This is a genomic window from Phyllobacterium sp. 628, assembly GCF_014189505.1.
In the GTDB taxonomy this organism is placed as follows: Bacteria; Pseudomonadota; Alphaproteobacteria; order Rhizobiales; family Rhizobiaceae; genus Phyllobacterium.
The window spans coordinates 1,967,876-1,990,291 of record NZ_CP050301.1; the positions used below are offsets into that span (position 1 = coordinate 1,967,876).

19 protein-coding genes and 1 pseudogene are annotated in these 22,416 nt (G+C 54.2%); 8 read left to right on the top strand and 12 right to left on the bottom strand.

Annotated features, from left to right (window positions below; all coding sequences use genetic code 11):
* Positions 1-134 precede the first annotated feature (134 nt).
* Positions 135-2,780 (bottom strand): aminopeptidase N, encoded by a 2,646-nt coding sequence (gene pepN, locus HB779_RS11235; RefSeq protein ID WP_188342498.1) that lies wholly within the window; start codon positions 2,778-2,780, stop codon positions 135-137.
* Between the two features lie 302 nt (positions 2,781-3,082).
* Between pepN and HB779_RS11240 the strand changes: the two genes are divergently transcribed.
* On the top strand, positions 3,083-3,997 hold the full coding sequence (locus HB779_RS11240; protein WP_188345888.1) for a DMT family transporter: 915 nt from the start codon (positions 3,083-3,085) through the stop codon (positions 3,995-3,997).
* Here the strand turns inward: HB779_RS11240 and HB779_RS11245 are convergent, their stop codons facing one another.
* The 3 genes from HB779_RS11245 to HB779_RS11255 form a co-directional block, all read right to left on the bottom strand.
* Positions 3,998-5,239: an MFS transporter gene (locus tag HB779_RS11245; protein ID WP_188342499.1), complete on the bottom strand. Its 1,242-nt coding sequence runs from the start codon at positions 5,237-5,239 to the stop codon at positions 3,998-4,000.
* 219 nt (positions 5,240-5,458) lie between these two features.
* Positions 5,459-6,307 (bottom strand): uracil-DNA glycosylase family protein, encoded by an 849-nt coding sequence (locus HB779_RS11250; RefSeq protein ID WP_244642611.1) that lies wholly within the window; start codon positions 6,305-6,307, stop codon positions 5,459-5,461.
* 82 nt (positions 6,308-6,389) lie between these two features.
* Positions 6,390-6,986 carry a hypothetical protein gene (locus HB779_RS11255; protein WP_188342501.1) on the bottom strand — a complete coding sequence of 199 codons (597 nt, stop codon included), beginning with the start codon at positions 6,984-6,986 and terminating at the stop codon, positions 6,390-6,392.
* Positions 6,987-7,474: 488 nt separating this feature from the next.
* On the opposite strand from HB779_RS11255, the gene HB779_RS11260 reads away from it, so the two are divergent.
* Positions 7,475-9,142: an electron transfer flavoprotein-ubiquinone oxidoreductase gene (locus tag HB779_RS11260; protein WP_188342502.1), complete on the top strand. Its 1,668-nt coding sequence runs from the start codon at positions 7,475-7,477 to the stop codon at positions 9,140-9,142.
* Between the two features lie 115 nt (positions 9,143-9,257).
* A complete protein-coding gene (locus HB779_RS11265) occupies positions 9,258-9,563 on the top strand; it encodes an NIPSNAP family protein (protein ID WP_188342503.1) in 306 nt (101 codons plus the stop codon).
* On the opposite strand, the gene HB779_RS11270 is transcribed toward HB779_RS11265, so the two are convergent.
* Together HB779_RS11270 and HB779_RS11275 are read right to left on the bottom strand one after the other, a co-directional pair.
* On the bottom strand, positions 9,564-10,586 hold the full coding sequence (locus HB779_RS11270; RefSeq protein WP_188342504.1) for an endonuclease/exonuclease/phosphatase family protein: 1,023 nt from the start codon (positions 10,584-10,586) through the stop codon (positions 9,564-9,566).
* Positions 10,587-11,029: 443 nt separating this feature from the next.
* The gene (locus HB779_RS11275; RefSeq protein WP_188342505.1) at positions 11,030-12,538 is read right to left on the bottom strand and encodes an AMP nucleosidase; all 1,509 of its coding nucleotides are present in this window, start codon (positions 12,536-12,538) and stop codon (positions 11,030-11,032) included.
* Between the two features lie 194 nt (positions 12,539-12,732).
* On the opposite strand from HB779_RS11275, the gene HB779_RS11280 reads away from it, so the two are divergent.
* Positions 12,733-13,434 carry a glutathione S-transferase N-terminal domain-containing protein gene (locus HB779_RS11280; RefSeq protein WP_188342506.1) on the top strand — a complete coding sequence of 234 codons (702 nt, stop codon included), beginning with the start codon at positions 12,733-12,735 and terminating at the stop codon, positions 13,432-13,434.
* Between the two features lie 846 nt (positions 13,435-14,280).
* Here HB779_RS11280 and HB779_RS11285 read toward each other — a convergent pair.
* Together HB779_RS11285 and HB779_RS11290 are read right to left on the bottom strand one after the other, a co-directional pair.
* Positions 14,281-14,685: a GFA family protein gene (locus tag HB779_RS11285; protein ID WP_188342507.1), complete on the bottom strand. Its 405-nt coding sequence runs from the start codon at positions 14,683-14,685 to the stop codon at positions 14,281-14,283.
* A gap of 33 nt (positions 14,686-14,718) precedes the next feature.
* On the bottom strand, positions 14,719-15,225 hold the full coding sequence (locus tag HB779_RS11290) for an SRPBCC domain-containing protein (RefSeq protein ID WP_188342508.1): 507 nt from the start codon (positions 15,223-15,225) through the stop codon (positions 14,719-14,721).
* Between the two features lie 212 nt (positions 15,226-15,437).
* On the opposite strand from HB779_RS11290, the pseudogene bla reads away from it, so the two are divergent.
* A pseudogene (gene bla / locus HB779_RS25725) lies at positions 15,438-16,329 on the top strand (class A beta-lactamase).
* A gap of 59 nt (positions 16,330-16,388) precedes the next feature.
* Here the strand turns inward: bla and HB779_RS11300 are convergent.
* Positions 16,389-16,736, bottom strand: a complete 348-nt coding sequence (locus tag HB779_RS11300) for a DUF2147 domain-containing protein (RefSeq protein WP_188342509.1) — start codon at positions 16,734-16,736, stop codon at positions 16,389-16,391.
* A gap of 469 nt (positions 16,737-17,205) precedes the next feature.
* On the opposite strand from HB779_RS11300, the gene HB779_RS11305 reads away from it, so the two are divergent.
* Positions 17,206-17,472, top strand: coding sequence for a sel1 repeat family protein (locus HB779_RS11305; RefSeq protein ID WP_188342510.1), 267 nt, complete (start codon positions 17,206-17,208; stop codon positions 17,470-17,472).
* A gap of 286 nt (positions 17,473-17,758) precedes the next feature.
* On the opposite strand, the gene HB779_RS11310 is transcribed toward HB779_RS11305, so the two are convergent.
* A complete protein-coding gene (locus HB779_RS11310; protein ID WP_188342511.1) occupies positions 17,759-18,631 on the bottom strand; it encodes a LysR family transcriptional regulator in 873 nt (290 codons plus the stop codon).
* A gap of 107 nt (positions 18,632-18,738) precedes the next feature.
* Here HB779_RS11310 and HB779_RS11315 point away from each other — a divergent pair, with 107 nt between their 5' ends.
* Both HB779_RS11315 and HB779_RS11320 read left to right on the top strand, forming a co-directional pair.
* Positions 18,739-18,948 (top strand): hypothetical protein, encoded by a 210-nt coding sequence (locus tag HB779_RS11315; RefSeq protein ID WP_188342512.1) that lies wholly within the window; start codon positions 18,739-18,741, stop codon positions 18,946-18,948.
* A gap of 514 nt (positions 18,949-19,462) precedes the next feature.
* Positions 19,463-19,672, top strand: coding sequence for a hypothetical protein (locus tag HB779_RS11320; RefSeq protein WP_188342513.1), 210 nt, complete (start codon positions 19,463-19,465; stop codon positions 19,670-19,672).
* Positions 19,673-19,756: 84 nt separating this feature from the next.
* Here the strand turns inward: HB779_RS11320 and HB779_RS11325 are convergent, their stop codons facing one another.
* Complete coding sequence (locus tag HB779_RS11325; RefSeq protein ID WP_188342514.1) at positions 19,757-20,284, bottom strand: Dps family protein; 528 nt, start codon at positions 20,282-20,284, stop codon at positions 19,757-19,759.
* Between the two features lie 105 nt (positions 20,285-20,389).
* Entirely contained in the window at positions 20,390-22,399 is a 2,010-nt protein-coding gene (locus tag HB779_RS11330) for an acetyl/propionyl/methylcrotonyl-CoA carboxylase subunit alpha (protein ID WP_188345889.1), read from the bottom strand.
* Positions 22,400-22,416 lie beyond the last annotated feature (17 nt).

The window sequence follows — 22,416 nt, forward strand, 5'->3', positions numbered from 1 at the left end:
GACTCCATCGCCCACAAAACGTGCCGGGAGGTAAAATTGTGCCCCGGCCGGTGGATAACCTGCCGGGGCTGCCATCGCGGCAAAATGGACGTCGAACTTCACGCAAAAACCGGCGCGAAGCAGTGCTGATTTGCCTATGCAAGCGTCCGTTCGACGATGTCCCGCACGTCAGCGGACAGGCCCTTGACCGTGGCAATGGAGGCCAGAGCCTCCCGCGCATGTTCCCGCCGGACCGCTTCAAATGAACGCCATGAGCGCATGGCCGTCAGAAGCCGGGCAGCCAGTTGCGGATTCTTCTTGTCGATGACAAGGATCGTTTCTGCAAAGAAGCGATATCCTTCACCATCGGCGCGGTTGAAGCCGGTCTGGTTGCCGCTGGAGAACGCGCCGATGAGGGCACGTGTGCGGTTTGGATTGTCGAGCGAGAACAGCGCATGGGTCATCAATTGGCGCACTCTTGCCAATGCACCGGCGCCAGGTTGTGCCGCCTGCACAATGAACCATTTGTCCATGACCAGGGGATCGCTGCCAAATTGCGCCTCGAATGCCTTCAACGCGTTCTTTGTTGCGTCACTGTCACCGAAGCGCTGGACGAGGACACCAAGCGCAGCAACGCGGTCTGTCATATTGTCCGCGTGCTTGAACTGAGCGGCCGCGCGCTTTGGATTGCCCTCGGCGACACTCAGATAATCGAGCAGAACATTGCGCAAGGCGCGCCGTCCGGCACTCGCCGCATCCGGCTGGAATGGGCCGGTATGATCGAGGTCGTCATAAAGCTCGGCGAACTTTGCCGCATGTGCCTCGGCCACGGCCAGAATGAACGCTTCGCGACTGCCAAGAATGGCATCGGGATCGATATTTGCTCCGAGTTCCCGCGCAATATCGCTTTCGGAAGGCAGGCTCAGGCACAGTGCCCGGAACGCTTCATCCAAGGTGCTGTTGAAAGCAATTTCACCAAGCAGCTTGATTGACGAACTTTCAATGGTCGCTGGCTTGCCGCCCCGCACGCGCTTGGCATTGCTGGTCAGCTTTGCTGTCAGAAGCTGGGTGAGGGCCTGCCAGCGATTGACGGCATCACCATCATGCCGGGCCAGAAAGGCCAGATCGGAACGGGTCAGTTCGCTGGTCAATGTGACCGGTGCAGAGAAGCCGCGCAGCAAGGATGGTACCGGGCGCTCGGTAATGCCGGAAAAGCTCAACCGTTCCTTGCGTTTGAAGAGATGAATGACATCTCCCTTGACGGTGCCGCCCTTGACCGACTTCGGCTTGATTTCGCGGCCCTTGGTGCCGAGCAGCGCAAACTGAACCGGAATATGCATCGGCTTCTTCGAGGACTGGCCCGGCGTGGCCTTCAGCGACTGTTCGATTTCAATCTCGAAAGTCTGCGTCGCTTGATCATAGTCGTAGGTAATCGCGAGATTGGGTGTGCCAGCCTGCTCATACCATAGGGAAAACTGGCTTAAATCCTCGCCGGAAGCATCTTCGAACACCTTGATAAAATCTTCGATCGTCGCGGCATCGCCGTCATGGCGCTCGAAATAAAGATCCATTCCTTTGCGGAACAGCTCTGCTCCCAGAATAGTATGGATCATCCGTACGACTTCCGAGCCCTTTTCATAGACCGTTGCCGTGTAGAAATTGTTGATCTCACGAAACTGGCGCGGGCGCACGGGGTGGGCGAGTGGACCGGCATCTTCAGGGAACTGATGTGCTTTCAATCCCTTGACCTCGGCAATGCGTTTGACCGCACGCGAACGCATATCGGCTGAGAATTCGTGGTCGCGATAAACGGTCAGACCTTCCTTGAGGCACAGCTGGAACCAGTCACGGCAAGTGATTCTGTTTCCTGTCCAATTGTGGAAATATTCATGCGCGATCACCGCTTCGATACCGGCATAATCCGTATCAGTGGCGGTCTGCTGATCGGCCAGCACGTATTTGTCGTTGAAAACGTTAAGGCCCTTGTTCTCCATCGCGCCCATGTTGAAATCGGACACGGCAACAACGTTGAAGACATCAAGATCATATTCGCGCCCGAACACGTCCTCGTCCCACTTCATCGAACGCTTGAGCGCATCCATGGCATAGAGGGCGCGGGGCTCCTTGCCCTGCTCGACATAAATGCCGAGATCAACATGGCGGCCGGACGCCGTGGTGAAACTGTCGGTGATCACACCAAGATCGCCTGCAACCAAGGCGAACAGATAGGCAGGCTTGGGATGCGGATCATGCCAGACGGCGAAATGCCTGCCATCGGCAAGCGGGCCTTTTTCCTGCGGATTGCCGTTGGCTAGAAGCAGCGGCGCTTCTTTTTCTCCGGCCTCAACGCGCACCGTATAAACCGACAGAAGATCGGGCCGGTCATAGTAATAGGTGATACGGCGGAAACCTTCAGCTTCACATTGGGTGCAATAAACACCGCTCGACCGGTAGAGGCCGGTAAGCTGGCGGTTGGTCGTTGGATTAACTTCCGTGGTGATCTGCAATTTGAAGGTGCCGCTCTCGGGCAGGGCGCTGATTTCCAGACGGTCGGGTGTTGCGACATAGGCATTGTCACCCAGTGCAACGCCGTCAATACGGATATCGATAAGCTTCAGTTCATCACCATCAAGGACAAGCGGTGCATCAACAGCAACGCCCGGCCGGCGCTCGATGTGCAATGTCGATTTGACGATGGTCTGCTCGGGATGCAGCGAGAATTCGAGGTGGGTTTCAGGAATAAGAAAATCGGTTGGCTTGTAATCTTCGAGATGAAAGACTTGGCCGGTATCGGTACGCATTGGGGAACTGTCCTTTTTGTGGTGCCGGACCGTAACCGTCTTTGCCCCGGCACACAACAAAAGCGGTTGGTTTTTTGCTTTATGCCTTTGCTTTTGTTCACTTCACCTGTGTTTGAAACATGCAACGTGATCGTCGCGGTATCTGGCACGAATCCGCGAACCGGCCTATACAAATATATCAATTCCTGTTTCTTCGATCTTCGGGTCATCTGCTCCCTCAAGGAATACCCATCGTGACGACTATTGTTCACCAGAAAGACGGTGGACCACCGCTTGCGGATAAGGTGCGCAGCACCAATGTGATGCTCGGAATTGGCCTTAAGGTCGCTTCGGTCTGCGTCTTTGTCTGTATGTCCAGCCTGCTCAAGGCGTCGGATGGCGTTCCCGCCGGACAGCTGGTTTTCTTCCGTTCCTTCTTCGCCATCTTTCCGGTCATTCTGTTTATCGCTTGGCAAGGTCAGTTGAAGGTGGCGTTCAAGACCAGCGAGCCTTTCAGCCATTTCTGGCGCGGATTTGTCGGCGTCAGCGCTATGAGCATGAGCTTTTACGGACTGACCAAACTGCCTTTGCCGGAAGCCATTGCCATCAGCTACGCAACACCGCTGCTCACGGTGCTGTGCAGTGCTGTTTTTCTGCGGGAAACCGTGCGGCTCTATCGATGGACGGCAGTGTTCATTGGGCTTATTGGCGTGCTGATCATTCTTTGGCCACGTATGAGCTTTTTTACTGGCGACAGTGAATTTGGCGGTGACCAGGCTATCGGTGCTCTGGCAACGTTGACTGGGGCCGGGCTCGCAGCCATTGCCATGCTTTTGGTGCGGCGGCTGGTGCAGACGGAACGTACGCCGACCATTGTTGTCTATTTCTCCATTGCTTCCAGTGTGATCGCACTGGTTAGCTTGCCCTTTGGCTGGGTTTGGCCAACACCCATGCAGGCAACCTTCCTGATTATGGCGGGTATAGCGGGTGGCGTGGCGCAGATTCTTTTGACCGAAAGTTACCGCCATGCCGATATGTCGACCATCGCGCCTTTCGAATACACATCCATGCTGCTTGGGCTCGCGATCGGCTATCTGCTCTTCGGCGATACGCCATCCAATGAGATGATGACTGGAGCAGTGATTGTAATCAGCGCCGGGATTTTCATCATTTACCGTGAACACCAGCTGGGCCTTGCCCGGGCGAGGGCACGCAAGGCATCGACGCCGCAGGGCTGATCAGTCGTCGGTGCCGATTGCCGGATTGAGCTGCAAGGTTTCCGGTGTCTGTGGACGTTCCTGCGGATGGTAGACAAAATCCGGGCGTTCGGATGGAACCTGCCGGGCGCGGCGCAGGCTGCGCCAGAAGGCATAGGCACCATAGGCGGCATAACAGCCTGCCATGGTCATGAAGAAGCCTGAGGGGCCGCTGACATCCATCAGACGTCCGGCAATCTGCGGGCCGATCATGCTGCCGATACCATAGACAATCAGCAGGCCGCTGGACACTTTGACGAATTCGCTCGGCTCAGCAAAGTCATTGGCGTGGGCAACATTGAGCGAATAGATTGGAAACAGCACCGTGCCGAAAGCAAACATCAGGGAATAAATGACCCATGGAGTTGTCGGCTGAACAATGATCATCGTCACAGACAGTGCCGCGCCGACAATTCCTGCAGCCACCATGACATAGCGCCGGTCAACGAAATCCGAAATACGGCCGATGGGATACTGGAAAATGGCTCCGCCGATCATTGAACTTGCTATCATCGTGGCAATATCAAAGGTGGAAAGACCGATCTCACGGCCATAAATCGCCGAAAGAAAGTTCCATGCGCCTGCGATAATCCCGGCAATCAGCGATCCGATCATGGCGGCTGGCGACTTGCGGTACAGGCCAGACAGATCAAGCGAAACCTGCGTGAGCGGGCGCGGCGACTGCGCATTGGAAAGCGCGGTCGGCACAAGGGCAGCGGCATAAATCAGCGCGCCAATCATGAACAAGGCCTGCGTTGCCGGATTGCCGAAGGGCAGGATGTACTGCCCAACGAGAAGCCCGATCATCGAGACAATCATGTAAATCGAAAACACCATACCACGTGTGGCGTTGGTCACGCGCTCGTTGAGCCAGCTTTCGATAACCATGTAGCTGCCTGCCAATGAAAAACCGGCCAGTGCGCGGAACAGCGTCCATGCCCATGGATCAATGATCAAACCATGCATCAACATCGACATGCTGAGCAGTGTCAGAAGCACCGCAAACACCCGGACATGGCCGACACGGCGCACAAGCCGCGGAACGACAATGCAGCCGCCGGTGAATGCAAGAGCATAGCCGGTGCCGAGCCAGCCAACGGTTGTTGGCGACCAGCCTTCCATTCCGGCGCGCAAGGGCAGCAGAATGCCAGCCAAACCTCCGGCCGTCAGCATCAGGAAGGTGCTGGTCAATAGCGCCGTTATCGGCAAGAGCTGGCGAAACATTTGGGTACCCTGCGTTTTCACAACCGAAACTACAGTGTTCGCAAGGCTTTAGAGCCAAAAATTACGACATTGCAATTCTAGTTTTGCGGCACGAATGTGCGTGGTTCGACAAGCTCACCATGAGGGAGAGAGAGGATTGCAGGGAGCCATATTCTGCAATGTCCCCATTGGCTTTACAGCCACCCATCTCCCTCATTGTGAGCTTGTCGAACCACGCACCTATAGCTGTGTCAGCGTGCGCAACTGCATTTTGACGGCGATGAAATCGCGCCAGGCAAAGCGCTTCTGTGCGGAGTTGCGCAGGAGATAAGCGGGATGCAGCGTTGGCATAACAGGAATTTCGATACCCGAAACCGTCCTGTGCACTTTCCAATTGCCACGCAAGCGCAAAATGCCTTCAGTTGCATGGGTCAGCGCCTTGGCCGACGGACCGCCAAGCGCGACCAGCAGCTTTGGATTGGCAAGCTCGATCTGCCGTTCAAAAAACGGCCGGCAAATTTCGGTTTCCAGCGGCGTTGGCGTCCGGTTTCCCGGCGGGCGCCACGGGATGGTGTTGGCGATATAGACGCCGGTGCGGTCGAGGCCGATGGCGGCCAGCATACGGTCGAGCAACTGGCCGGAGCGGCCGATGAACGGTACGCCTTCCAGATCTTCTTCGCGACCGGGTGCCTCACCGACAAACATGATCGGAGCATTTGGATTGCCATCGGCGAAGACAAGATTCTTGGCCGTGAATTTGAGATTGCAGCCGTCGAAAGCCGCCAGCTGGGTGCGCAGTTCTTCAAGGGTCGAAGCACTGGAAGCCAGCTGCCGGGCCATCGCAATCTTGGTATCATCAGGAACAGAGGTTTTGTTCAATGCGGGTGATGCTGGGGCCGCGTTTGGAGATGCATCCTGTGGCCGCTCGGCTTGCGGCGCTGGCGCCCGTGTTGCGACGGCTGGAGCGGAAGTCTGTGCAGGCGCACGCGCTGGCTCCACGGCCGCAAAGCGATCAACCGGCACATCCTCAAGCGGCGTATCAACACCGGCCTCGGCATAAAAGTGCAACAGTTCGCGCAGGTTGGGCAATGGATATTCCTTGAATCCGGCTTTGACCCGGATTTGAATGGACCTGTGCTTCAAGTCGCAAATTGCTGGCGTGATTGCAAGGTCAGGTGGATGGAATGCGCGGCTCCTGCACCAGATAAAATGTCCGCTTGGGCGTGAAGTCGCCAATTGGAAAATCAAAACTGGCATTGGCCTTGGGATCAACTTTTCCTTCGCGGAAGATCATGCGGTCATAGGGTTCAAAGTTATCGTCATAGGTTGCGAAGAGATTGGAATGGATCATGCCTGTCTTGTCGCCCGGCTGATAGAAAGAAAGCCCATCGCTATAATCGCTGGCCTTGCCCAGCTGTTCCTGCAATTCAAAGCCGAATTCCGTCCACGAATGACCGCTGCCATTGATCGCAACAATCCTTAAGTGAAAGAGCATGGCATTTTCAGTGGTAGGGCTGAGTTGCGTGGTCTTGTCGGTTCGAATGATCAGGGTTGTCGGAGCGACATCGTTGAACTCTTCAGTGATGGTGAACGGATCGGTCTGCGTACCGCTGCCGCTGATGGCGCGAATGGTGAATCCGCCAAGTTCGTCGGAGAACGTATATTGTCCTGCGGCCCATATTTTGTGTTCGTCTGCGGAGGATTGATTGAAAATCATGCTGATGGCCAAAAAGCCGCTCAGTGTCCAGATCATCCGAAGTGACCTCATCTCGTCTCCGCTTGTTGGTTATCCCCAATTCCCAGCAGTTTATTATTCGAGACAATACATTTGCAGAGAGTATGAACGAAATGTGTAAAGGCGCAACAGGGGAGAAGGGGGAAGCCGCAGGGTTAGATTTGCTCGCAACGTCCAGCGCGATGAATGTGTATATTAATTGCATCTCCATGGTGAGCTTGTCGAACCACGCACCACGGGGGTCAAATGAATTTCCCAGAGCCAACGGCGAAGCTCAGGGTAAGGAACCCTTTGCGAGCCCTCTATCTCGTCGTTTGCATCTCAACAATTCTGTCGCAGGGCATTCCAAATTATTGACGTTTACGTCAAGGTAAAATATAAAATCGCGCAATGGTCGTAGGATGAGGGCAATTGGCCGCATCTTGTATGGATGCAACCCTCTGTCATACGGCTATTGTTGCGCTACTAATGGGAAAAACACAGCCAAAGTGTTTGCGGGGCAGAGCATTCAGGAGGACTTCATGAGCGAGACAACCGAACTTCCAGAGCGCGAGAGCATGGAGTTTGATGTCGTTATTGTTGGCGGCGGCCCCTCGGGCCTTTCCGCAGCTATCAGGCTCAAGCAGATCAATCCTGAACTTTCGGTCGTCGTTCTTGAAAAGGGCGGCGAAGTCGGTGCCCATATCCTGTCCGGCGCGGTGGTCGATCCGATTGGTGTAGACAAGCTGTTGCCAGGCTGGCGCGAGGAAGAGGGGCATCCCTTCAAGACACCGGTAACGGCGGATCATTTCCTTGTTCTCGGACCGGCTGGCTCGGTTCGTCTGCCCAATATCGCTATGCCGCCATTGATGAACAATCACGGCAATTTCATCGTCTCCCTCGGCAATGTCTGCCGGTGGCTTGGCACCAAGGCGGAAGAACTCGGAGTCGAGATTTATCCGGGATTTGCCGGGTCGGAAGTTCTCTACAATGATAGCGGCGCGGTCATCGGTGTCGCCACCGGCGACATGGGCATCGAAAAGGACGGATCACACGGTCCAGCCTATACACGCGGTATGGCACTCCTCGGCAAATATACGCTCATCGCCGAAGGCGCGCGCGGATCGCTTGCCAAGCAACTTATCAGCAAGTTCAAGCTCGACGAGGGCAAGGAACCGGCGAAGTTCGGTATCGGCCTGAAAGAGCTCTGGCAGATCGATCCCGCCAAGCACAAATTGGGACTGGTCCAGCACTCGTTCGGCTGGCCGCTCGACATGAAGACAGGCGGCGGATCGTTCCTCTATCATCTTGAGGACAACACCGTCGCAGTCGGTTTCGTCATGCACCTCAACTACAAGAATCCCTATCTTTCGCCATTCGAGGAATTCCAGCGCTTCAAAACCCATCCATCCATTCGTGGCATCTTTGAAGGCGGCAAACGTCTTGGCTATGGCGCGCGTGCGATCACCGAAGGCGGCTGGCAGTCTGTCCCGAAGCTTTCCTTCCCAGGCGGTGTGCTGATCGGTTGTTCGGCGGGTTTCGTCAACGTGCCGCGTATCAAGGGCTCACACAATGCCATGCTCTCGGGTATGCTGGCTGCAGAACATGCGGCGGAAGCACTGGCGGGCGGGCGTGCCAATGATGAGCTTATCGGCTATGAAAACGCTTGGCGTTCGAGCGAGATCGGCAAGGATTTGAAGTGCGTGCGCAACGTCAAGCCGATGTGGTCCAAGCTTGGGACTATCGGCGGTATCATGCTCGGCGGCATCGATATGTGGCTGAACACCATTTTCGGCGGCTGGTCACCGTTCGGCACATGGAAACATGGCAAGAATGATGCGGCATCGCTCGAACCCGCAGCCAAGCACAAGCCGATTGCCTATCCAAAACCTGACGGAGTGTTGACCTTTGATCGTTTGTCCTCGGTATTCCTGTCGAATACCAATCATGAGGAAAACGAACCGGTTCATCTGATCGTCAAGGATCCGGCTCTGCAGAAGTCATCGGAGCATGATATCTACGCGGGACCGTCCACGCGCTATTGCCCGGCTGGAGTTTATGAGTGGGTAGAGGAAAGCACCGGGCCGAAGTTCGTGATCAGTGCCCAGAACTGCGTTCACTGCAAGACCTGCGATATCAAGGACCCGAACCAGAATATTAACTGGATACCGCCTCAGGGCGGCGAGGGGCCGGTCTATACCAATATGTAACAGGAAAGCCCGGCAAAATGCCGGGTTTTTCTTTCGGGATAATGACCTGCGCCGGTGCAATGCCCGCACCAGCTTGAAGGTTTATCCGGGGCCATAATCTTCACAGGAGTTTCCGATGATCACCTGCTATCTGAAATATGTCATTGATCCTTACAAGATAGCGGAGTTCGAAGAGTATGGCCGCCGCTGGATCGCGCTTGTGACGCGGCTGGGCGGCAATCATCACGGATATTTCCTGCCCAGCGAGGGTGCCAGCAATATCGCTTATGCCATGTTCAGCTTTCCAAGCTTTGCGGCCTATGAGGATTATCGCCATCGCATGGCGCAAGATCCGGAATGTCAGGAATTGCTTGAAATTGAAAAAAGCAATCGTAGCATCATCAGCTATGAGCGGAGCTTCCTGCGGCCCGTGCTCGAATAATCAGTTCAGCATGACAGTCTGCAAGTCAGGGTTGCCATCGTCGTTGCCGGTGATCTTGAATTTAAGGAGCAATGGCAAGTGATCTGAACCAACGGGTGCGAGTGTTTGCACGCGCGCTCCCGCTACACGGTTTGAGACAAGAATATGATCAAGAGGCAGGCCAATCCACCGTGCGGCACGGGCCAGTGTGCCGTTGACAAGCCAGCTTGGGCGCAGACCGTCTGCTGACTGTGTTTTGCTCATCGCGGATAATTGCCGAACCGTCTGGCTCCAAGGTGCAGCGTTGAAATCTCCAGCGATAATCATGGGCCCTTGCAACAGTTCAAAATAGGGGCGCATTTCTTCGATGTTCTGCGCCTGCTCAAATGGCCAGGGCCATCCGAGATGCAGCGCCGCGATGAGCGCGCTGCGCCCGCCGAAATCGATACGCGCCAAACCAACGAGGGCGTTGCCAATGCACTGCGGTGCTGTTCCCAGTGCAAATGGTCGGCGGGAGAGAATGGCGACACCGCCTATGCGTTTGGTACTCGGGCAATAGAGATTGTAGGGATAACGCGCCTCGATTGCCTTGAGCCTTGGCCGCCAACTGTCTGAAACTTCCTGCAGGGTAATGACGTCAGGTGTTTGCTCCGCGATTAAACGGATCACATCCACCTGTTCGGCATTGTCATAGCGCAAGTTCAATTGCAGCAGCTTGTATTCGGGCGGAGCGCCCGGCACGGATGATTGCTGGCCGGCACGGGCCGTCTCGGCCGCCGCAGGGGCAGCGGCGGGGCTCAAAACACTCGCCAAGGCCATAACGGCCAAAACGATGGCCATCAAACCTTCGCGCCACAGTCCAAGGAAGAGCGCCGGGAGGGCGGTGACAATCATCAAGCCAGCAATATGCATGCGGAAATGCGCGAAGGCATCAAAGACCGGGTGAACCGAACCGAAGAACCCGAGAACCAGCGGGACAGATAACAAAACCGGCACAAGCACGGCGGCAAGCTTCAACCAGGATGTTTTCGTCGTTGTCGTCATACCAACGCATTAACCGATGAATTGCGACGCAATCAAGATGGCTCCGACAGCAACCGTCAAATGCAGATGGCCAGAGAGATACAACTCTGCATGCGTTGCGGGTCGATTGGAACCGGGCATTCTTGTCCGATTGAGTTTTGAGAGCGAAGCAGCATACACCGAGCCAGCCGGTGTATCGGGGCGATGGGCTTCCCGACCTTGGCAAAGGCCTTGCTCTCAAACCTGATGGTGAAATGATGTGGTATCTACCACTGAGTGTCACCCTGGAAATGAAAAGAACCCGGACTAGCTGGACGCTGGTCATCCGGGTTCGATTCATCTTCTAGGAAAAGGGGGTGGGCGAAAGCCCGCCTCCACTTCAGGAAGATATGATATTTCGCCCGTATTTTCCAGCCGAAATTCTCACTTTTGGCAGTTGAATGACAGAAAACGGCCTAAAATCTCTACTGGAAGGCCATTTCAAAGAAGCTTCGCAACTTGCGCGAGTGGAGTTTTTCCGGTGGCATCTCCGCAAGCTTTTCCAGTGCGCGAATGCCGATCTGTAAATGCTGGGCAACCTGCCGTTTGTAGAATTCAGTTGCCATACCGGGGAGTTTCAGTTCGCCGTGCAGCGGCTTGTCTGATACACACAGGAGCGTTCCGTAAGGCACACGGAAACGGAAGCCATTTGCAGCGATGGTCGCGGATTCCATATCAAGCGCTATGGCACGGGACTGTGACAAACGTTTCACCGGACCGCGCTGGTCGCGCAGTTCCCAATTGCGATTGTCAATGGTCGCAACCGTTCCCGTACGCATGATGCGTTTAAGATCATAGCCTTCGAGACCGGTAATTTCCGCGACAGCCTGCTCCAGGGCAACCTGCACCTCGGCCAGCGCCGGAATCGGCACCCAGACCGGCAAGTCATCATCAAGCACGTGATCTTCGCGCACATAGGCGTGGGCAAGGACATAATCGCCAAGTGCCTGTGTGTTGCGCAAACCAGCACAGTGACCGAGCATGAGCCAGGCATGCGGGCGCAGGACGGCAATATGATCGGTTATGGTCTTGGCATTGGATGGACCGACGCCAATATTGACCATAGTGATACCGGCATTGTCCTTCTTGGCAAGATGATAGGCCGGCATTTGCGGCAGCCTGCCAATCGGCACGCCGGATGTCGGAGCATCGTGCCCAGCCTCGGTGATCAAATTGCCCGGTTCAATGAACCGCTCGTAGCCGCCGCCGCCATCGGCCATCAATTGCCGCGCCAGTGCGCAGAACTCGTCGATGTAAAACTGATAGTTTGTGAAGAGAACATAATTCTGGAAATGCATCGGGCGCGTCGCGGTGTAATGCGATAGCCGGTGCAACGAGTAATCAACACGCTGGGCAGTGAATGGCGATAGCGGCATGATGCCGTCAATATCGTCGCTCTCATATTCGCCGTTGACGATCCTGTCATCAGTGGCATTCAAATCCGGCACGTCGAACATATCCCTCAGTGGAACTTGAAACGCGTCGGCGACCGAAGACTCCACATAGGTGCCCTCAAGGAAAGCAAAGTGGATGGGAATGGGTGTGGTGGATTCCTGTACGGTAACCGGTCCGCCATGATTGCGGATCAGCAGCCTGATCTGCTCTTCCAGATAATTCTCGAAAAGATCCGGGCGGGTGATGTTCGCCGAATACTGGCCCGGCGCCGAGACGTGGCCAAAGGCCAGCCGCGAGTCGATCTGCGCATAGCTTGATGTGGTCAAGCGCACTTCCGGGTAAAAGGCGCGAAAATGCGTGGTATCGCGCACTTCACCCTTTGCCACTTTGTCAAAGCTATCCCGCAAAAACTGCGTATTTCGCTCATACAGCACGATCAGCGCTTGAACGGCTGCCTTTGCATCCGTGTATTCTTCAGGTTCAACATGGGGTGGCATGCTGATAGCGACGGGTTTTTTGGTTCCGATTCGATTGTTCATGCACCCTAATATAGTGAAATCCCATGTCAGTTGGGAGATGGTAAAAGCGTAGAAATTTCAATTCCTTTGCAGGTCTGTAAAAAGTGTCAGGTATCACGGTTTGAATCCGCTGCGAGGATTCAGTTTTCGCTCTTGTGATCGGTCCTTAGACACCTATGTTTGACAGGATAGAATCCCCTTTCCAGGAGAATGACATGACAAAGCAGACGAAGCCGATCGAACTTTATTATTGGCCGACACCAAACGGCTGGAAGATTTCCATTATGCTGGAAGAGCTTGGTGTTCCCTATGTTCTTAAGTTGATCAATATCGGCAAGGGCGAACAGTTCGAACCGTCATTCCTCAAGATTGCCCCCAACAACCGCATGCCTGCCATCGTGGACCCTGAAGGGCCTGGCGGCGAGCCGATTTCGGTGTTCGAATCCGGTGCTATCCTGCAATATCTCGGCCGTAAATTCGGCAAGTTCTACCCACAGGACGAACGTACACGCGTTGCTGTTGAAGAATGGCTGTTCTGGCAGGTGGGTGGTCTTGGGCCGATGGCTGGTCAGGCGCATCATTTCCGTCAGTATGCTCCGGAAAAGATCGAATACGGCATCAACCGCTATACCAACGAGGTCAACCGGCTTTACGGGGTAATGAACCGGCGTCTTGAAGGCCGCGATTATCTGGCCGGCGAATATTCCATTGCTGATATGGCTTCGTTCGGATGGGTTGTTTCCTATGCCAATCAGGGGCAGGATTTGAACGACTCTCCTAACCTGAAGCGCTGGTTTGAAGCCATCAGTGCTCGCCCTGCCGTGGAGCGCGGGCGTGAGCTTGGTAAGGCCGAACGCCGCAATCTGGCCGATGACAAGGAAGCTCAGAAAATCCTGTTCGGGCAGAAGGCGCTCTAGGTCGTAAACTCGTAAATCTGGCTGAAATGGCGCCTGAAACGGCAAGAAGATGCGAGGAGAGACGTGAAGGGCGGGGCTATTCCCCCGACTGAGCGGCTCGACACTGCAGCTTGCAGCCGTTTTGGCGCCGAGGGATATGGTCCATTTGCCCGGCTACAGCGTCGCAAAGGCTCGAGAACGGATAAACATTCCCATCGCCTTTGCTCCTTGTATCCGAACAAATGGCCTCATACCATTTCAATCAGATTTATGAGTGTACGACCTAATCAAATCACCACCCGACGACAATCTGTTTCCTCCAATGAACGGCCCCTCGTGCTCAAGAGGTGATTATTGTTCGTCCACGGGGCAAGCTGAGCGTCAGTAAACAGACGCCAGCGAATTCAGCAGGGTTCATTGACTGGCCAAAATGAAATAGCCGGAGAGACGCTCCGGCCATTTCAGTATTTCAGGGCTTTGATGCTCTTTTCAGGTTGGGCTATTCTGCACTATTCTCAAACAAAATAATATTGGTCCTGCAACCGCTCAGGCCAAGCCATAAACTGCTTGGTATGGCCCAGTTACACAAAGCAATCAGCCATTGCTTTGTTCCCTGCACCCCTGGACTTTCGCTTACCCCCGTTCGCTGGAGGATGTGCGCAAACGACTGATATCAGAACTAATATCAAGCGGTTGCAGGATAAATGGTTTCAATATTAGAAGCATTTCAAAAAACAATTTATCCTTAGTTCAATAGTGTAACTCTCACAATTAGACCTTAGTCTAACCTCCTGAGTGACCAAGCTTCACTGCTGCATAAAAGACACAGCAAGAGCGAACGGATTTGAATGGCACTAAATGATTGCGTCAGAGATGACGGGTTTCTGACGGCGTCTGTTCCCACTGATTGTGAAGCCCATCCTGATAGTCCACCGGTGCTGCAAGCAACTCCTCGGTTGTCAGGTCGTCGAGGCAAACGAGATTCACCGCATAAAACACGCCGCCCATAGCTTCCATCTCGCCCCGGCCAAATGGCTTCACACCGCATGTTTTGCAAAAGAAGTGAGCAATCGTCTTGCTGCCGAAACGGTACTCGGCGAGATTGTCTGCACCGGCAACAATCCGCATCGCGTCGCGCCCGACAAAGGCTTTCCAGAACCGGCCTTTGGAACATGATGAGCAGTTGCATTTGCTCGTGCCATTCTGCAGGTCGATATCGCACTCAAAGCGCACGGACTGGCAGTGACAACTGCCGTGATAAGTCTTTTTCATAACGCCTCCCGGTATGGTTATTGATCGAAACAGTCAGTTCAAGGGTTGCTGGGCATGCGATGGAGCAGGGTTTCGCGCCAGTAGTTCCACGTAGTCCTCCAGACGCTCCATGCATTCCGTCCATCCGTTCTGATGGGAATCGCGGTCTTCGACAGTCGCAAAGGCTGCCTGATGGAAGACAAGCTTGGTTCGATTACCTTCTTCATTGAGCGTAAGGGTGACAAGAGATTGCGGCCCGCATTGCCCGTCGGTGTCTTCCCAGGCGAATGTGAAGGCGATCCTGCTGGGCTCGATGATTTCCTGATAAAGCCCCACCATCCACGCATCTTCGCCATCAGGGGATCGAATGGAATTGCGATAAGCGCCGCCCGTCCTGAAATCCATTTCGCAGCTCGGACAGGTAAAATCTTTTGGGCCCCACCACCGCACGATATGTTCCGGTTGGCTCCATGCTTTAAACACGAGGCCGATTGGCGCGTCTACGATTCGCGTGATCGTCAATTCCCGATCATTACCCTTTGGGCTCGTTGCGGCGACCATGGTTTCCTCCTCAAGTCATTTGGCGTGATTTGCATAACACGAAGGTTAAATAACTTATTAGTTAAATACACGGAGCCCCGGCATAGGTCAACATTACCTGTTTGTACTTTTTTGGGTCACAAATTTTCCTTGGAAAGCGCCACATCTAACATCAGTTTGCCCGCCAGCAAGGACAGTCTTGCGATTCATGTTGCCGGAGATGGAGATGAGACATGTCAGTTCGTATTACGCGCCGCGTTGCGCTTGCTGGGTCCATGCTGGTTGTTCCAGCACTCGCATTGTCGATCAGGTCAGCAACGGCCGTCCCAGCCGCTGGTCAGAATCTCGAAGCCCTGTTCAAAGACCTGGAGAAGGCAACCGGTGCGCGCCTTGGGGTCTCGGCGCTCGATACGGGCAGCGGTAAACGCATTGATTACCGCGCTACCGAGCTGTTTGCCATGTGCAGCACGTTCAAGTTCTTCGCCGCTGCGGCCATTCTTTCCCGGGTTGATCGGAAGAAAGAACAGCTGGATCGCGTCATCACGTATAAAAAGTCTGATCTTGTCGAATATTCGCCTGTGACTGAAAAGCATGTGGAGGAGGGGGATGTCTCTGGCTGCCATTTGCGAAGCAGCCATTACCTATAGCGACAACACGGCGGGCAATCTCATGCTTGATGCTCTGGGCGGACCGAAAGGCCTGACAGCCTATGCCCGTGAACTGGGTGACAAGATTACCCGGCTGGATCGGCGTGAAACCGAGTTGAATGAAGCCAAGCCCGGCGATCCACGAGACACAACGACACCGGCGGCCATGCGCGAGAATATGGAGAAGACGGTGCTTGGCACTGCCCTGTCGGAACAATCGCGCCGGCAGTTGGCGGATTGGCTGATCGGTAACAAGGTTGGTGACAAACGCTTGCGGGCAGGCTTGCCCAAGAATTGGAAGGTTGGTGACAAGACGGGGACAAGCGATAGCGGCATGGCCAACGATGTAGCGGTGATCTGGCCGCCGGAACGCAAACCTATCGTTCTGACGGTTTACCTCTATGATCCGAAAGGCACTGCTGACAGCCGCAATGCGATCCACCAAAAGGTCGCAAGCCTCGTCGCGGAACACCTGTAACACGGCAAATGAAAACCCGCGAGACAACAAGGTCACGCGGGTTTGCATGCCGCCCGAAATTATTGACGGGTCAGGCTCTCACTCTTGCAGATCAGGCCGCCCAGAACGCAACCGGACAATGACATCGTGTTGCCGCTGACGCTGGCCTTGCCATTATAGGTCTTGCCTTCATCCAGCTTGTTGACCTGGCCCTTGTATGATCCGTCTTTGCCGGACATCTGGCCGATCGACTTGCCCTTGTATTCGCCCGTCAAGACGGTGCCGCAATACTTGTCCGCGCCGCAGGCTGAGTATTGGATGATCGTGCCAGTTGGCCGCTTCCACGAACCAACGATTGGTTCTTCGGCCAGGGCAGGGCCCGCCATGAGTACGAAGCCGGCGCATGCCAACAGAAATTTGCGATTCATATGTTCCTCCCGATAAGGGTTGTGCGGCAAACGGGATCTCTCCTCGCCCGTTTGCATGTCCCTTACGTAAACGTAATTCAAAAAAACCATAAATAAAAGCCTTTTGCGCAACTTCGGCTAGGGATTTTGCACTTTGGCACGAGGTTTTTCACGTGCTTGCCGCCGCGCAAATTAGCAGGACGAGCAACGGGAAACTGATCTTTGGTTAGCAAAGGCTTGAAATTGAAAGATCGCATTTTAGGCAAATTTGTCCCAAATGCCTGCAATTGCTGGATCGATATATTTAATGAATTCCGAAGTTTACGAGTTGTTTTTGTTTTGTTTGGCTTCAGTTAAGTATGCCCCTTAACAGCAATTTCAAAGCTGTGTGGCATTCTCGAAAGCATCGAAAGAGCACGCCAAAACAAACAAATCAGGCGGTTCTCAGAAGTCTAACAGGGCTTATCGGTTTAAATAGGGACACGGTAAAATGGCACGCTTTGATCTTCAGAATATCGATGCCGGACATGTCGGCGGCGCCGCAGAAACGGACATCCTCTTCGAAATGGGCATCATGTATGCGACCGGCCGCGATTGCGCGGTTGATCATGTCGCCGCCCATAAATGGTTTAATATTGCCGCCATCAAAGGCAGTGACCGAGCCGCAGAGTTGCGGGCTGAATTGACGAAGTCCATGTCCAAATCCGATTTGGCAACAGCGTTGCGTGAAGCCCGCGAGTGGATGACGTCACACTAGGTCGTACACACATAAATCTGGCTGAAATGGCGCCTGAAACGGCAAGAAGATGCGAGGAGAGACGCGAAGGGCGGGGCCTTTCCCCCGGCTGAGCGGCTCGACACTGCAGCTTGCAGCCGTTTTGGCGTCCAGAGGATATGGTCCATTTGCCCGGCTACAGCGTCGCAAAGGCTCGAGAATGGATAAACATTCCCATCGCCTTTGCTCCTTGTATCCGAACAAATGGCCTCATACCATTTCAATCAGATTTATGAGTGTACGACCTAAAACCATGCATGGGGCCGCGTTATAAGGCCACTGTCCCCATGGGCTGGAATGCATCGCGGATAACCTTCGCCATGCCATCAATTGCCAGACTTTTCTTACGCGGATTGCGTATGAGTACGACATTCGATGAATCAATCGGCGGAAAGCCCTCCGCTTCGGTCAATTCGCGGCAACCCTGCGGAATATTGCTCCGGGCCAGCGGTGCTATGGCGAGACCCGAGACGGCAGCAATTTTTAAACCACCCCCCGTATCGCAGCTATAGGCAAGACGATAATTGACCTTGTTCTTGTCCAGCGAACCGATAGCAAACTTCTTGCACCAGTCCGATCGCTCGTAAACGGCAACCGGCACAGGTGTATTCTCGTGCACGCAATGGACTTCCGACGTCACCCACACAGTTGGATCAACAAAGAGGACTTCGCTGGTTGCAGGGGATTCCTGTTCAAAAATGACAGCAAGATCAAGCTCGTCTGCATCAATTGCGGTCATCTGCTGTGCCGAGTAACCGCATTTGACGGTAACCTGCACCTGCGGATGCTGGCTGGCAAAGGCCGCGAGCGCGCGCGGCAAGACCGTATAACCATATTCCTCCGGAAGCCCGATCCGCACAGGGCCGTCAAGCGGCTTGGCTCTGATCGATGCCATGGTCTCATCAAGCAAGCCGACAATGCGATTGGCGTTCACAAGAAGCGCCTGGCCTTGCGCCGTTAGCGTTACACCGCGTGAGCCGCGTTCGAAAACACTTTCTCCCAGAATTTCTTCCAGCCGTTTGATCTGGATACTCACCGCCGATTGCGTTCGGCCAATTTTCTCGGCCGCACGGGTAACATTGCGGGTGGTTGCAACCGCCAGAAACGTACGCAGCAAATCGCTGTCGAGAGGAAGTTTCATCGGAGCGCCAGTCATTAAAGTTTCGAATGACAGGCATAATTTCTATTCGTTTGATGTATGTCAACAATTGATCAAGCATCGCGGTTGCCGTCACATGGAATTATCCGATGCTCATTCTTCGTTTGTTTTCAAAGCTTGCCGCAATCTGGCGGATTGCTGACGAGGAGGCACGCCAGCTCGCTCTCTTGGCTGACAAGCCTGATACGCATCTCCCGTGCGATGCCGGGATAACCCGGGAACAAGTCGAAGCCATGTTGCGCTGGTACCGCTTGAAGCGCATAGGCCGGGTGCTGGCAAAGCGTATATCGCGTGGGTAATTTGCGCAGCCGTGCAGAAAAGCACGGCCCGCCCTCGACAATTTCACATTATTGACGCAATCAGAACGAGATACTTGTTACAATTACAACCTAGCGGTTAGATTGTTGAACGTTCGCATATGATCTCCGCCATCAAATTTTGATGGCGCTATATGGGATTTGCTGTCAGTCAGTCAGGTATAAGATAGCGTGGCCCTGTATAGATGTTCTTGGTTGTAATTAATCAAAATATAAGATGAACTACATTAAATATAACTCAAGAATTATTGACTGAAATTTTCACAAGAAAAAGTTTTATAAAATAAATTCCCTGAGAAGTATGACCGTGCTCTGTGTTGTCAACAAATAATGGAAATGGCCATGATTAAATTGGAGATGAAAATTATGATGTTGATACAGATAAATTGGCTTTTTCAGAGAATATTTCACAACTCTTAGGGGTTGCGAAGACTGGGATATCAGTTAAGTAAACGGTTTGTAGGAATTTCTGATTCTTAAGGATGACGGGGAAGTTATGCAGGACGAGCTTGGAGAGTTATTATCAAAACTGAGCGATGCTCAGAAAGAGTTGATAATCTTGACTGCAAAGACCAATGCATTTCCTGATAATAATACATTGAGAAAAATCGCCACACTGTCGCTGAATATCTCCGCCGTTGAAGCTTTGATTGCCGACACTCAAAATCGCGCCAAGCGCGCCAAGATGACCAAAGCCAATGATTAGAGCGGTGTGATCTAACAAACACAGCTGATGTGAAGTCCGGGTGAGGCTGGAGATCATACCAGCCTCCCCAAGTTTTTCAGATAATCAAACTCCAGCCGGTCCGGTGCGTGTGGCTTCAAACAGGAACCAGTGGCGGCGTTCGGATTCATCGATGTAGTTTTCGATGATGCTGGTGGTGGCGCTGTCATTATATTCGCTGCACAACTCATGCACCTGTCGCAAATAGCCGATAAAACTCTTCGTATCGTCGCGCAGTTCAGCCAGCATATCCTCCGGCGTGACGAAATTTGCGTCATTGTCGAGCAGACGTTGCTGGGCGGAGATCTGCCCGATGGAACGCAATGTCGTGCCGCCTATCTTGCGGACACGTTCGGCAAGAACGTCGGTCATGTCGAAAATTTGTTCGCCCTGTTCATCCAGCATCAGATGATAGTCGCGGAAATGAGGACCGCTCATATGCCAGTGAAAGTTCTTGGTCTTCATATAGAGTGCAAACGTATCAGCCAGCAGCGCATTGACGGCTGCTGCAATATCACGCGTCGCATCCGCCCCGAGATCGCTGGGTGTTGCGGTTGGTGCGCGTTTGATCGTCTGTAATGATTTGGTGGACATAAGTCGAACTCCTCTACATCGACGGGAAACGCTTCCGGCTTTCGAATTCAGGCCAGGGCGGTACCCGGAAATATATGACTAGCACGGCTATTTGTCATTTATGCTTCAATTCTTGGTCAACTCTGCCAGCGCAGGGTCTTCAAAGCGAACCAGAGCAGTTTTCTCCTTCACCTGCGCACCCTCCGCAACAATCTCTGCGATCCTGCCGTCATGCGGAGCAGTGATGGAATGCTCCATCTTCATTGCTTCCAGCACCAGAAGGATCTGTCCTTTCTTGACGGTATCACCTGCGCTGGCACGAACCGATTTCACCAGTCCCGGCATGGGTGCAGTCAGTCTGTCGCCGGAAGCCCCTGCCTCATCGGCGCGAAGCAACGGATCGGGAAACGCGAATACAGCCACCGTTCCCTTGGCTATGATGGCAACACCTTGCGGTATTGCCGCAATCTTTGCCTTCAAGTTGATGCCCTTGCCGGTGATGTGCCAGCCGCTGCCGTCCTGCCGTACCCGCAGTTCCATGGCGTCTTTAGAGTTGGATATCTCAAAGCGGTCACTATCAAGGACTGCAACGCCATAGCGTACCGAACTGGCGGCTTCCCCAAGCGTGACCGGATAGTGCGACGGCGCATGATGGCCGTAACCGCGCAGTGCAGTCCAGGGATCGTCGGATGTGACCTTGGTCAGCAAACCGCTGGCATAGAGCACTGCAAGCTCTTTGGCGCCCACTGGCATTGCCACTGGAACGATCAGTCCGGCAAGGTCGCGGTCGATCAGTGCTGTGTCCACATCACCTGCCGCAAACCCCTGATGCCGGATCAGCGCCGCCAGAAAAGCGGTGTTTGTCACAGTGCCAGCAATTTCTGTCTGCAGCAGCGCATCTTCCATGGCGCGCAATGCGCTTGCACGGTCGTTGGCATGCACCACAACCTTGGCAATCATCGGATCATAGAACGGTGAAATCGTATCGCCCGCGCGAACACCGGTCTCGATGCGCACCGTTCCTTCTTTGACGCTCACGGGGAAAGCAAGATGATGCAGCGTTCCGATGGCAGGTAGAAAGCCCTTTGACGGGTCTTCCGCATACAGGCGTGCCTCGATTGCATGGCCATTCAGCGGAATTTGTTCCTGCGTCAAGGGCAGTTTTTCGCCAGCCGCTACCCGCAATTGCCATTCGACCAAATCCAGCCCGGTAATCATCTCTGTGACCGGGTGTTCGACCTGCAGGCGCGTGTTCATTTCCATGAACCAGAAGCCATCCGGCCGTAGACCCTGCGTCGCGTCAACGATGAACTCGATCGTGCCTGCGCCGGAATAATTGATGGCCTTGGCTGCCTTCACGGCAGCGTCAGTCATCGCCGCGCGCATTTCTGCGCTGATATCAGGGGCAGGGGCTTCTTCGATCACCTTCTGGTGACGGCGCTGCAGCGAGCAGTCGCGCTCGTAAAGGTGCACGGCATTGCCGTGATTGTCGCCAAACACCTGCACTTCGATATGACGCGGCTTGGAGACATATTTTTCAACCAGCACGCGGTCATCCCCGAAAGCACTCTTGGCTTCGCGCCGCGCACTGCCGAGAGCTTCGGCGAAATCATCGGGATGATCGACCTTGCGCATGCCCTTGCCACCGCCACCGGCGCGGGCCTTGATCAGAACGGGATAGCCGATCTCACGCGCCTTGGAGGCGAGAACCACAAGTTCCTGTGCTTCTCCGTGATAGCCGGGGACGACAGGCACGCCCGCCTTTTCCATCAGCCGCTTGGCGGCATCTTTCAGCCCCATGGCGCGGATGGAGTCCGCCGAGGGTCCGATGAACACCAGCCCGGCCTTGACCACCGCATCAATAAATCCGGGGTTTTCCGAAAGGAATCCGTAACCGGGATGGATAGCTTCAGCCCCGGTCTTCAGTGCAGCTTCAATAATGCGGTCTGCCCGCAAATAGCTGTCGGAGACAGATGAACCACCGATGTGAACGGCTTCATCTGCCATTGCCACATGCAAGGAGTTGGCATCTGCATCGGAATAAACGGCAACTGTGCCTACACCCATCTTCTGCGCTGTCCGGATCACCCGGCAGGCAATTTCACCACGATTGGCTATGAGGATTCTGGAGAACATTTTTGTCATGATTTTTC

What these genes read in the sequence shown, in the direction of transcription:
- pepN (WP_188342498.1), bottom strand. Translation starts at nt 2,780, where the DNA reads ATGCGTACCGATACCGGCCAAGTCTTTCATCTCGAAGATTACAAGCCA.
- HB779_RS11240 (WP_188345888.1), top strand. Translation starts at nt 3,083, where the DNA reads ATGCTCGGAATTGGCCTTAAGGTCGCTTCGGTCTGCGTCTTTGTCTGT.
- HB779_RS11245 (WP_188342499.1), bottom strand. Translation starts at nt 5,239, where the DNA reads ATGTTTCGCCAGCTCTTGCCGATAACGGCGCTATTGACCAGCACCTTC.
- HB779_RS11255 (WP_188342501.1), bottom strand. Translation starts at nt 6,986, where the DNA reads ATGAGGTCACTTCGGATGATCTGGACACTGAGCGGCTTTTTGGCCATC.
- HB779_RS11260 (WP_188342502.1), top strand. Translation starts at nt 7,475, where the DNA reads ATGAGCGAGACAACCGAACTTCCAGAGCGCGAGAGCATGGAGTTTGAT.
- HB779_RS11265 (WP_188342503.1), top strand. Translation starts at nt 9,258, where the DNA reads ATGATCACCTGCTATCTGAAATATGTCATTGATCCTTACAAGATAGCG.
- HB779_RS11270 (WP_188342504.1), bottom strand. Translation starts at nt 10,586, where the DNA reads ATGACGACAACGACGAAAACATCCTGGTTGAAGCTTGCCGCCGTGCTT.
- HB779_RS11275 (WP_188342505.1), bottom strand. Translation starts at nt 12,538, where the DNA reads ATGAACAATCGAATCGGAACCAAAAAACCCGTCGCTATCAGCATGCCA.
- HB779_RS11280 (WP_188342506.1), top strand. Translation starts at nt 12,733, where the DNA reads ATGACAAAGCAGACGAAGCCGATCGAACTTTATTATTGGCCGACACCA.
- HB779_RS11285 (WP_188342507.1), bottom strand. Translation starts at nt 14,685, where the DNA reads ATGAAAAAGACTTATCACGGCAGTTGTCACTGCCAGTCCGTGCGCTTT.
- HB779_RS11290 (WP_188342508.1), bottom strand. Translation starts at nt 15,225, where the DNA reads ATGGTCGCCGCAACGAGCCCAAAGGGTAATGATCGGGAATTGACGATC.
- HB779_RS11300 (WP_188342509.1), bottom strand. Translation starts at nt 16,736, where the DNA reads ATGAATCGCAAATTTCTGTTGGCATGCGCCGGCTTCGTACTCATGGCG.
- HB779_RS11305 (WP_188342510.1), top strand. Translation starts at nt 17,206, where the DNA reads ATGGCACGCTTTGATCTTCAGAATATCGATGCCGGACATGTCGGCGGC.
- HB779_RS11310 (WP_188342511.1), bottom strand. Translation starts at nt 18,631, where the DNA reads ATGAAACTTCCTCTCGACAGCGATTTGCTGCGTACGTTTCTGGCGGTT.
- HB779_RS11315 (WP_188342512.1), top strand. Translation starts at nt 18,739, where the DNA reads ATGCTCATTCTTCGTTTGTTTTCAAAGCTTGCCGCAATCTGGCGGATT.
- HB779_RS11320 (WP_188342513.1), top strand. Translation starts at nt 19,463, where the DNA reads ATGCAGGACGAGCTTGGAGAGTTATTATCAAAACTGAGCGATGCTCAG.
- HB779_RS11325 (WP_188342514.1), bottom strand. Translation starts at nt 20,284, where the DNA reads ATGTCCACCAAATCATTACAGACGATCAAACGCGCACCAACCGCAACA.
- HB779_RS11330 (WP_188345889.1), bottom strand. Translation starts at nt 22,399, where the DNA reads ATGTTCTCCAGAATCCTCATAGCCAATCGTGGTGAAATTGCCTGCCGG.